Source organism: Amycolatopsis sp. NPDC003861, assembly GCF_053605405.1.
Map to the genome: position 1 here is coordinate 1 of NZ_JBSGJD010000299.1, position 10,584 is coordinate 10,584.

Annotated in this window: 11 protein-coding genes; 2 read left to right on the plus strand and 9 right to left on the minus strand. The window is 72.2% G+C overall.

Annotation, left to right across the window (positions count from 1 at the left end; translation table 11 throughout):
* The 3 genes from ACWEVN_RS42255 to ACWEVN_RS42265 all read right to left on the minus strand — a co-directional run.
* The coding region (locus ACWEVN_RS42255; protein WP_452055032.1) for an alpha/beta hydrolase at nt 1-439 on the minus strand (439 nt) is incomplete at its 3' end.
* The gene (locus tag ACWEVN_RS42260) at nt 436-1,383 is read right to left on the minus strand and encodes an aldo/keto reductase (RefSeq protein WP_452055033.1); all 948 of its coding nucleotides are present in this window, start codon (nt 1,381-1,383) and stop codon (nt 436-438) included. The genes ACWEVN_RS42255 and ACWEVN_RS42260, both read right to left, overlap by 4 nt.
* Before the next feature lie 10 nt (nt 1,384-1,393).
* Complete coding sequence (locus ACWEVN_RS42265; protein WP_452055042.1) at nt 1,394-2,497, minus strand: zinc-binding dehydrogenase; 1,104 nt, start codon at nt 2,495-2,497, stop codon at nt 1,394-1,396.
* Between the two features lie 56 nt (nt 2,498-2,553).
* Here ACWEVN_RS42265 and ACWEVN_RS42270 point away from each other — a divergent pair, with 56 nt between their 5' ends.
* Nucleotides 2,554-3,843, plus strand: coding sequence for an amidohydrolase (locus ACWEVN_RS42270; RefSeq protein WP_452055034.1), 1,290 nt, complete (start codon nt 2,554-2,556; stop codon nt 3,841-3,843).
* On the opposite strand, the gene ACWEVN_RS42275 is transcribed toward ACWEVN_RS42270, so the two are convergent.
* On the minus strand, nt 3,844-4,578 hold the full coding sequence (locus ACWEVN_RS42275) for an SDR family NAD(P)-dependent oxidoreductase (RefSeq protein ID WP_452055035.1): 735 nt from the start codon (nt 4,576-4,578) through the stop codon (nt 3,844-3,846).
* 20 nt (nt 4,579-4,598) lie between these two features.
* On the opposite strand from ACWEVN_RS42275, the gene ACWEVN_RS42280 reads away from it, so the two are divergent.
* Nucleotides 4,599-5,546: an aldo/keto reductase gene (locus ACWEVN_RS42280; RefSeq protein WP_452055036.1), complete on the plus strand. Its 948-nt coding sequence runs from the start codon at nt 4,599-4,601 to the stop codon at nt 5,544-5,546.
* A 53-nt stretch (nt 5,547-5,599) separates the two neighbouring features.
* Here ACWEVN_RS42280 and ACWEVN_RS42285 read toward each other — a convergent pair whose 3' ends face one another.
* The 5 genes from ACWEVN_RS42285 to ACWEVN_RS42305 form a co-directional block, all read right to left on the minus strand.
* Complete coding sequence (locus ACWEVN_RS42285; RefSeq protein ID WP_452055037.1) at nt 5,600-6,319, minus strand: alpha/beta fold hydrolase; 720 nt, start codon at nt 6,317-6,319, stop codon at nt 5,600-5,602.
* A gap of 12 nt (nt 6,320-6,331) precedes the next feature.
* The gene (locus ACWEVN_RS42290; RefSeq protein ID WP_452055038.1) at nt 6,332-7,237 is read right to left on the minus strand and encodes an ABC transporter permease; all 906 of its coding nucleotides are present in this window, start codon (nt 7,235-7,237) and stop codon (nt 6,332-6,334) included.
* Entirely contained in the window at nt 7,234-8,178 is a 945-nt protein-coding gene (locus ACWEVN_RS42295; RefSeq protein ID WP_452055039.1) for an ABC transporter permease, read from the minus strand. The genes ACWEVN_RS42290 and ACWEVN_RS42295 overlap by 4 nt, the downstream gene beginning before the upstream one ends.
* Nucleotides 8,175-9,752 (minus strand): ABC transporter substrate-binding protein, encoded by a 1,578-nt coding sequence (locus ACWEVN_RS42300; RefSeq protein WP_452055040.1) that lies wholly within the window; start codon nt 9,750-9,752, stop codon nt 8,175-8,177. Before ACWEVN_RS42300 ends, ACWEVN_RS42295 begins: the two co-directional genes overlap by 4 nt.
* A partial coding sequence (locus tag ACWEVN_RS42305) for an ABC transporter ATP-binding protein (RefSeq protein WP_452055041.1) occupies nt 9,749-10,584 on the minus strand: 836 nt, incomplete at its 5' end. The genes ACWEVN_RS42300 and ACWEVN_RS42305, both read right to left, overlap by 4 nt.

Here is a 10,584-nt window from a genome sequence, read left to right on the forward strand (position 1 = left end):
CGCGGTCGCGGGCCAGCAGCGCCACGCCGGCGCTGAGCCCGCCGCCCGCGCTGCCGCCCCCGACGACGAGCCGCTCGAAGCCGAAGGCCGACGCGAACCACACGAGGCCCGCGTAGCAGTCTTCGAGCGGCGCCGGGTGCGGGTGCTCGGGCGCGAGCCGGTACTCGACCGTGGCGCAGACGAACCCGAACTCCTCGATCAACGGCACCAGCCGCGGCAGGTCGGCGAACCGGTCGTCCATCACCATCCCGCCGCCGTGGATGCTGTACAGCCCGGGGGCGTCCGGCCGTGGGTGCCGGGGCTGCAGCACCGTGACCACGACCCCGCCGTCCAGTGTGTGGTCCGACCAGGTGATGTCCCGGTCGCCGATGGCCTCCGGCGGTGTGGGGTTGCGGAAGGACGCGCGGATCGCGGGGAGCGTCTCGGCGGAGAGGTTCACGGCCCCTCCGGATCAACGGCGTCCCGGTCTGCCCAGAACGGTTCCACCAGCGCCCGCAGTTCCGCCGCGCCCACCCGCTCGGCCAGCGCGACCGCCTTCAGGTTGTCCTCGAGCTGCCGCACGCTCGTGGCGCCGAACAACGTCGTCGTGTTCGCCGGGTGCGTGAGGGTGAACGCCAGGCACAGCTGGGCCGGGGTCGCCCCGACGCTGTCGGCCACCTTCGCGAGGTCCGCCGCCGAGTCCGCGATCCGCTGCCGGACGTCACCGGGGTCCCGGCCGACCTGGCGGCCGCCTTTCCCGAGCAGGACTCCGCCTTCGAAGACGTCGGACGCCTGGAGGGAAACGCCGAGGCCGAAGACCGACGCGAACGGGTCACCGTCCGGAATGGACCGCCGCGCCACGCTGTACTTCAGCTGGGCGATCGCGGGGCCCGGGACACCGTCCGCGGCCGTGAAGCCGTGGACGGCCTTGATGGCCGACGCCGACCAGTTGTTGACACCCCACTGCCCGATCAGCCCCGCGTCGTGCAGCTCGGCGAGGTCGGTGACGAGGGTGTGCAGGTCGGTGTCGGCGCGCCGGAGGTCGCCGAGGATCACCAGGTCGGCGTGCGAGACACCGGCACGGAAGAACGCGTTCTCCAGCTGAGAGCGCAGGCTGTGCTCCGGGTAGCCCTCCAGCCACAGCTTCGACGAGAGCAAGTAGTCGTCCCGGCGCAGGCCGGCGGCCCGGACCATGGCCGAGAACAGGACGTCGGTGAAGACCGGCGGGCTGCCGGGCAGGCCGTACACCCCGACGTCGAAAAGCGTGATCCCGGCGTCGACGGCGGTCCGCAGCAGCGAAACCGCCTCGCGGAAGTCCATCCGGTCGTAGGTGTGCCACGAGCCGAGGGACAGCACGCCAGTGCGCGGGCCGTCGCGGCCGATGCGGCGCTGGGGGATGGGCACGGGAACGCTCCTAGGGAAGTCGGGGGTCGATGACGGCTTTGAGCTCGCCGAGCCGGGACATCGACTCGACGGCGGCGGACGCGCCGGCCAGCCCGACCGGCGGGCTGAACAGCTCGTCCCACGGCATCCGGTCGGCGAAGGCGCGGAAGAACCCGACCGAACGGTGGTAGTCGGCGATGTCGCCGTTGAGGGAGCCGGTGAGCGTCAGTTCCTTGCCCATCACCGTGCCCAGCGGCACCGGGACGGGCGCCGGGCCGGTGGACCCGACGAGCGCGACCGTGCCGCGCTGGGCGGCGAAGGCGACGGCCTCCTCGCCGATCGTCGGGCCGCCCGCGAAGTCGAAGACGTGGTCGGCGCCGCGGCCGCCGGTCAGTTCGCGCACCCGCTCGATGCGTTCGTCCGGAGTGGACTCGACGTCGACGGTCGCGGTGGCCCCGAACCGTTCGGCCACGGCCAGACGCTCGCCGGGACCGCCGACGGTGAGCACCGTCCCGGCACCGCACAGGCGGGCGACCGCCGTGGCGAACACGCCGAGCGCCCCCGCGCCCTGCACGACGACTGTCGCGTTCGGACGGATGCCGCCGGACCGGGCGACCGCGCGCAGCACGGTCTTGCCCGCGCAGCCGGACATCGACGCCCACGTGTCCGGGACGTCGTCCGGCAGCAGCAGCTTCGCCGCGCCGGGCGTCACGTAGCAGTACCGGGCCAGGCCGCCGGTGGCGTACGGGAACCGGTCGGCACGCTGGAGGAAGCCGTAGCCGCGCTGCTCGCAGGCGACCGGCTCGCGCAGGATCGTGCAGCCGTGGCACTTCCCGCACGTCGACTCGGACCAGCCGATGCGATCGCCCGGCTTGATCTCCCGGCCGAGCGTGTCGGTGGTGCCCGGTCCGGTGGCGACGACTTCGCCGACCATCTCGTGGCCCAGCACCATCGGGAGCATGCCGGGGAGGCTCATCCGCCCCGACCAGAGGTGGACGTCGGTGCCGCACAACGTGGTGCAGGTCAGGCGGACGAGCGCGGCGCCGGGCTCCGGTTCGCCGGGAAGCGGGAGCTCACGCAGTTCGAGGGGGGCGCGGTGGCCGGTGAGAACGGCGGCCTCCGTGGTGGTGGGCAGGGCCATCTTTTTAGTCTACAGTCGTGGAAGAAAAAGTCCAGGTCCGGGAGGAACCCATGACGGCACAACGGATCCGCCCGGCGGACCTGGTGGTCCACGGCGGGCTGGTGCACACCTTCGGCTCCGCGGGCACGGTCACCGGTCTCGCGGTTCGCGGTGGCCGGATCGCCGCGGTCGGCGACGACCTGACCGGCCACATCGGACCGGGCACCGAAGTCGTGGACCTCGCCGGGCGCACGGTGCTGCCCGGCATCAACGACGCCCACCTGCACGCGGCCTGGCTCGGCGCCCGCTGGCCGCACCCGCTGCTCGGCGCGCCGCACGAGGAAACCCCGGTGGTCACCGCGGAAGACCGCCGGGCCGCGATCCTGCGGGCGGGCGACGTCTGCGCGGCGCTGGGCATCACCAGCTACACCGAGCCCGGCCTCGGCCCGGGGGAGACCGGCTGCTTCTCGGCGGACGTCCTCGACGAGTACGCGGCCCTGCACCGCGAAGGCCGGCTGCGGGCCCGGGTCACCGTGCTGCGCCTGTTCGGTCTCCTCGACGGCGCCAGTTCGCTGCCGGACTTCGCCCGCGGCCTGGCGACCCCGGTGCCGGCGGCGGACCCGGAGTGGCTGGCCGTCACCGGTGTCAAGATCTTCGCCGACGGCATCCCGCCGATGCGCACGGCCTGGACCCACCACTGCTACGCCGACGGCAGTCACGGCGCCCTGCTCGTCGACGGCCCGGACGACGACCGGCGCGCGGCCAACCTGGCGGCGATGATCTCGCTGGCCCACGAAGCCGGGCTCGTCGTCGGCGTCCACGCCACCGGCGAACGCAGCATCGAAACCGCTCTCGAGCACCTGCGGGCCGGTGACCACCTCGTGCACGGCGACCTGGTCACCCCGGCCCAGCTGCGGCGGATGCCGGCCCGTGGCGTCGGGCTGACCACGCAACCCGCCATCGCCACCGCGATGCGGCCGACGGTCGCCACGGCGCTCGGCGAAGACATCGCGGCCACCGCCTGGCCGCTGCGGGACGTCCTCGACCTCGGGGTGCAGCTCACGCTGAGCAGCGACGCACCGGTCGTCACCCCCGACTGGCGCGTCCACCTCGCGGCGGCCGGGGAGCTGCTGGGCGCACGAGGCGTCACGCCCGCGCTGACCGAACGGCTGCTTCGCTGCTACACGACCGAAGCCGCGGCACAGGACGGATCCTCGGCCTGGAAGGGGTCCCTGGAACCGGGCAAGGTGGCCGACTTCTGCGTCCTGGCCGCCGATCCGATCGAGGTCGCTCTGGCGGACCTGCCGTCGGTCGCCGTCGAGCTCACCGTGACCGGCGGCCGGATCGTCCACAAGGGATAGTCAGGTGAGCAGCTGGCCGCCGTCCACCGCCAGGCTCACCCCGGTGATGTGCCCGGCGGCGGGCGAGGCCAGGAACACCACCGCCGGGACGACGTCCTCGACGGCGGCGACGCGGCCCAGCGGGATTCGTGCTTCCCAAGCCGCGCGGGCGGCCGGATCCGCGGCGAAACCGGCCGTCATGGGGGTCAGCACCGGTCCGGGCGCGACCGCGTTGACGCGGATCCCGTGCGGCGCCAGTTCCAGTGCCGCGGACCGGGTCAGCGCGTCGACCGCGGCTTTGGTGGCCTCGTAGTGACCGAGCCCGGGTGTCGGCTGTCGGGCGCCGATCGAGGAGATGTTCACGATGGCGCCTCGCGTGCCGGCGGCGACCATGTGCGCGCCGACCGCGCGGGTCATCAGGAACGTCCCCCGGAAGTTCACGTGCAGACACCGGTCGAACACCGCGAGGTCCAGGCCGGTCAGCGGGCCACCGCCCCCGGCCAGCCCGGCGTTGTTGACCAGCACGTCCACCGGCCCGAACCGGTCCGCCACCCGGGCGGCCGCCGCCTCGACCGACGCGGGATCCGCGATGTCGAGCTCGACGTGCCCGGCGCCGATTTCGCGACCGGCGTCGTGCGCGGCCCGGGCGTCCACATCGGCCAGGACCACCCGGTCGCCTGCGGCGAGAAATCCTTCGGCGACCCCGCGGCCGATGCCGCTCGCGCCGCCGGTGACCACCACAACCCGTGTTTTCATTCTACAATCGTAGATGAAAGATGTGCTGCGGCGAAAGGAAAAAACCCGTGCTCGGAAGATCGGCCTTCGGCCTCGGCTCGTGGAACACCTGGGACCGGATGGCGTTCGACGACGCCGTCCGGCTGCTCCGGACGGCCGTCGAAGCCGGCGTCACGCTGTTCGACGTCGCCCACTACGACTTCGGCCCGCACGCGGAGAACTCGCGCACGGACATCCTCTTCGGCGAGGCCGTGCGGAAGGCCGGGATCGCGCGCGAGGACTACGTGCTGTGCGGGAAACTCTGGCTTTGGGACTACCCGCGCAGCGGCTTCGCCGAGCAGCTCGAGACTTCGCTGGGCCGGATCGGCACGGAGTACGCGGACCTGGTCGTCGTCGGGGACTACCGGGAGCGCCCGGACGTCCCGCGGGTCGTCACCGAGGTCGCGGAGCAGATCCGGGCCGGGCGGATCGGCGGCTGGGGCGTCAACAACTGGCTCGCCGCGGACCTGGACGCGGCACTGGGGTTCGCGGATCGCGAAGGTCTCCCGGCGCCGGAATTCGCCCAGCTCAAGTACTCGATCGCGCGTCGCTCGATGGCCGAAGGCGAGCCCTACCGCAAGCACTTCGCGAGCGGGCGGCTGGCGCTGCAGGCGTCCGACGTCTTCGAAGGCGGAGTGCTGCTGGGCAATGCTTCCCCGAGCCGGAAGATCGGCGCGGACGTCGGCGGGATCCGCTCGGCCATCGTGGCCGCGTCCGCGGAGGTCGGCCGCGTCGCGGCGGACTTCGGCGCCACCCCCGCCCAGCTCGCGCTGGCCTTCTGCCTGGCGTACGAACCGGTGGCGAACGTCCTGTTCGGAGTCACCCGCACCGAACAGCTGACCGACAACCTCGGCGCGCTGCTCCTGGCCCGCGAGCACGGCCCGGAAATCCGCGAGGCCCTCGACCACCTCCGCCTCGACCAAGCCGTCAACCCCGACGGCTCCTGGTGAACGCTCGTGAGTGGTAAGGCGGGTTCTAACCCGCCTTACCACTCACGAGGCGGTCAGGGGGTGGTGACGAAAGTGAGGGCGGCGGTGCGGAAGGGGGCGCCGCGCAGGGCGCCGCCGTGGTCGCCGGGCACCGTCAGGAGGTCGCTGCCCGGCACCAGGGGGACGAGGGTTTCGATGCCGTGGCTTACCGGGTCGTCCCGGCCCGCGACGAACCGGGTCGGCACGGTGACCGTCCCGGCCCGCGGCGTGAACGGCTCCCGCCGGAGGCCTTCGATGCACCGGGCGAGGGCGTCCGGGTCGCGGCCGGGCGCGGTGATCATCCGGGCGATCGCCGCCGTCAGTGGGTCGGCCGGCAGCCGCCCGCCGCCGGCGAAGGCCCGCGCGGCCTCGACGTCGACCGCGGCGAACGGCTCGTGCGGGCTGAGCCCGCCCAGCACCAGCCGCCGGACCGGCAGCACCGCGGGCAGCTCCCACGCCAGCCGCGCACCGAGCGAGTAGCCGACGACGTCCACTTCGGACACTCGGCCGGCCGCGAGAGCGAGTTCCCCGGCGATCGCCTTCGGCGTGACGTCGGCGAGCGCCGGGCTGGAGCCGTGGCCGGGCAGGTCGGGCACCAGCACCGGACGGCCCGCGGCGGTGAGCGCCGACGGCCAGCCCGTGCTGATCCAGTCCGTGGGCCCGTCCGAGGCGAAACCGTGCAGCAGCAGCACCGGCGGCCCGGCGGCCGGCCCGTCCGGGGTGAACCGGCGTACGGCGAGGGAGGTGAGCGTCAAGGAGGTCCTTTCTCACGAAGCCCGGCGCAGGCGCTGCAGCTCGCCGAGCGTCCGGGCACGGGTGTCGACGGCGATCCGCAGCGCGGAGCCGATGAGGTTGAGCAGCAGCACGCAGACCATGATCGTCACGCCGGGCACGACGACCAGCCACGGCGCAGTGACCAGGTACGACCGGCCCTCGGCGATCATGTTGCCCCAGGTCGGCGTGGGCGGGGCGATGCCGAGGCCGAGGAAGCTCATGGCGCCGTCGACGAGCATCGCGGCCGCGGCCAGGATCACCACCTGGACCAGTGCCAGCGGCAGCACGTTGGGGAACACGTGCACCAGCAGGATCTTGCCGCGGCTCATCCCGGACACGCGGGCGGCGCCGATGTACTGCCGCCCGGCGATGCCCAGCACGCGGCTGCGGATCACCCGGGCGGTGAACGGCGTGAAGATCACCGTCAGCGCGATCAGCTCGGTCCAGATGCTCGCGCCGAGCGCGATGGCCAGTGCCATCGCCAGGATGATCGCGGGGAACGACATCCACGCGTCCATCAGCCGCATCAGCACCGCGTCGGCGGCCCGGTAGAAGCCGCTGACCAGGCCGATCACCATGCCGGAGAAGGCCGCGCAGAGCGTGATCAGCGCCGACAGCCCCAGCGAAGCGCGCCCGCCGGACACCAGCCGGGCCAGCACGTCCCGGCCGAACGAGTCGGTGCCGAGCGGATGCGCGCCCGAAGGCGGCAGCAGGCGGTGCACCGGATCGGTCGCGCCGGCACTCGGCAGGAAGAACGGCAGCACGACCACGGCCAGCACGATCAGGCCGAGCAGGACCGAGCACACGACGAGGGTCCGGTTGCGCCGGAACACCCGGGACGCGCGCCCCGGCGGGGGAGCGTCCACCGGCGTGGCGGGTTCGGCGACGGCGAGGCTCATGCGACACGCACCTTCGGGTCGAGCAGCGCGTACGAGAGGTCGACCAGCAGGTTGACCACCACGAACAGCACCGCGACGAACAACGTCACGCCCTGGATGAGCGGGAAGTCGCGGGTGGACACCGCCCCCATCAGCAGGTGCCCGAGGCCGGGCACCACGAAGATCGACTCGATGATCACGATGCCGCCGACGAGCATGGCGAAGTTGCTGCCCAGCTGCGTCACCAGCGGCATCAGCGCGTTCGGCAGGACGTGCTTCAGCATGACCCGCCGCTCCGGCAGGCCCTTGACGCGGGCGGTCCGCAGGTAGGCCAGCGGCAGCTCGCCCAGCACGCTCTCGCGCAGGGTGAGCACGAACAGCGCCGTCTGCCCGATGACGAGCACGGTCACCGGCAGCACCAGGGCCGGCACCGCGGCCACCGGGTCGGTGAGCAGGTCGTGGTAGCCGCTGGACGGGAACCACCGCAGCGTCACCGAGAACACCAGCACCAGCACCAGCGAGATCCAGAAGTCCGGCATCGCCATCCCGAGCGAGGACAGCCGGTCGAGCGCGCGGGCCACGAGGTTGTGCGGCGACACCGCCTGCCACGCCGTGATCGCCACCGCCAGGACGAAGCTGATGATCGTCGACAGCACGGCCAGCGTCAGCGTCGGCACGATGTGCGCGGCGACGACGTCGAGCACCGGCTGGTGGTAGGTGATCGACGTACCGAAGTCGCCGTGCAGCACGTGCCCGGCCCAGTTCAGGTACTGCTGCCAGAGCGAGCCGTCGAGGCCCAGGCTGGTGCGCAGCGCGGCGACGTCGGCCGGGCGCGCGGTCGGGCCGAGGATGGCCTGGGCCGGATCGCCCGGGATCAGCCGGATGACGAAGAACATCATGGTGCCGACGATGACCAGGATGATCACCAGGTCGCGCAGCCGGCGCAGCAGCACCCCGGTCATGCGGCCAGCCAGGAGTTCCAGAACACCCGGTAGAAGTCGCCGTAGCCCTTGAGCCGCGGCGTGTAGGCCGCCCAGAGCTTCGACTGGCTCAACGTGATCACCGACAGCTGCTTCCAGGTGAACGCCTGCAGCTTGTCGATCACGGCCTTGGCCTGCTCGGGGGAGGCCGAGGCGTTGAACTCGGCCAACAGCCCGTCGAGCTCCGGCGACGACGAGCCGTTCAGCGTGCCGAGGGTGAGCGCGGGCATCTGGGCGGGCGAGGTCAGCGACGAGTCGAAGAACAGCGTCGTGATGTCCCAGCCGCCCGGGTCCTTGGTCAGGGTGCCGAGCATGGTGGCGAAGTCGAAGGTGTCGATCTTGGTCTGCAGCCCGATCTTGCCGAGCGCGTCCTGGATGAGCACGGCCCACTTGCCGAACTCGGGGTAGGAGTTCGTGGTGACGATGTGGATCGTCGCCCCGGTGGTGATGCCGGCGTCGGCGAGCAGCTGCTTCGCGCGGGCCGGGTCGTGTTCCCGGTAGACGGACTCACCGGCGGTCGAGTAGGACGCCTTGTTGTCCGGCGAGGCGAACGCGCCGGTCTCGATGGTCAGGTCCGTGCTGCCGCCGGTCGCCGCGTTGATGGCCGGCTTGTCGAGCAGCAGGTTCAGCGCCTGGCGGGCCCGGGGGTCGGCGAACTTCGAGCCGGGGTTGAAGTTGGGGATGACGACGTTCTCGTTGCCGCCGGGGAGGTTGTGCACCACCAGGTTCGGGTTGGCCTTGAGCTGCTCGTACTGGTCGTTGGCCGGCATCGCGTGGTCCCACTGGCCCGTCTGCAGGCCGTTGATCAGCGCATCCTGGTCGCCGACGACCTTGTAGGTGACGGTGTCGAGGTAGGCGTGCTTGGCGCCGGCCTGGCCGCCCCAGTCCTCTTCGGACCGCGACCGGTAGCCGTCGTAGCGTTGCAGCACCAGCTGCTGGCCGATGTCCCAGCTCTTCAGCCGGTACGGGCCGGTGCCGATCGCCTTGTCCTGGCCGAACCCGGTGGCGGGCAGGCCGGAGAGGTTCTTCGCCTCGTAGATCTCGGTGCCCGCGCCGGCCAGCTCGTCGATCAGCGGGTAGCGCGGCCGCTTGAGGTCGATGGCCACCGTCGCCTGGTCGGGCGCGGTGACGGCGGCGATGTCCGGCGCGACGAGCTGCCCGGTGCGGTGGCTCTTCTGCCAGCGCTGCAGGCTCGCGACGACGTCGTTCGCGGTCAGCGGGTTGCCGTCCTGGAACGTGACACCCTGGCGCAGCTTGAAGCTGTAGGCGAGCCGGTCGGGGCTGATCGTGTAGGTGTCGACGAGCATCGGCCGGGCGACGAAGTGCTGGTCGACCTCGAACAGCTTCTCGTACATCATGTTGCCGATCTGCGCGGTCACCTGGCCGGGGTTGGCGACCATGTCGAGCGACTGCGGATCGGTGGGCACGGCGACGGTGAGGTTGCCGCCGCGGACCGGCGGCCCGTCGGCGGCCGGCGTGGTGCCGGCGCTGCCCATGCAGCCGGCGAGCAGGGTGGCCGCGGCGATGAGGGCGGCGAGCAGGGGAGTTCTCTTCATGGGCGCGTCGATCCTGTGTGGGGGAGGGCGGGCAGGTCGGGGTTGGCGGCGAGCAGCCGCCGGGTGTAGCCGTGCTGCGGGGAGAGGCGGATTTCGTCGGGTGTCCCGGTTTCGATCAGCTCGCCGCGGTACATCACGCCGACGCGGTCGGCCACCGAGAGCACGAGGCTGAGGTTGTGGGTGATGAACAGCAGGCTGAGCGTGCGGGTGCGGCGCAGGTCCAGCAGCAGGTTCATCACCTGGCCCTGCACCGACACGTCGAGGGCCGACGTCGGCTCGTCGGCGACGATCAGCTCGGGCCCGGCGGCGATCGCCCGCGCGATGGAGACGCGCTGCCGCTGCCCGCCGGACAGCTGCGACGGCAGCTTTCCCGCGGTGTCCTTCGGCAGCCCGACCTCGTCGATCAGGTCAGCGACCCGGCGGTCCAGTTCGGCGCCGCGCAGCGGGGTCAGCTCCTTCAGCGGCTCGGCGATGATCCGCGCGGCGGTGTGGCGGGGGTCCAGCGAGCTCTGCGGGTCCTGGAAGATGAGCTGGACGCGGCGGCGGAACGCCCGTTCGCCCCCGGTGAGCCCGGCGGAGTCGATTCCGTGGGAACCGAAGGTGACGGTTCCCGAAGTCGGCGGTTCGAGCGCCGTCACCACCCGGCCGAGGGTCGACTTGCCGGAGCCGGACTCGCCGACCAGGCCGAAGAACTCCCCGGGTGGGATTTCCAGGGAGGCCTCCCGCACCGCTTCGACGCGGTGTCCTTTTCGGCCGTACACTTTGGACGCTCGGCTGATCGTCAGCGGAGATCCCTGGTGGACGTGGTCCGGCCGTGGTGGCACGGCCGGCG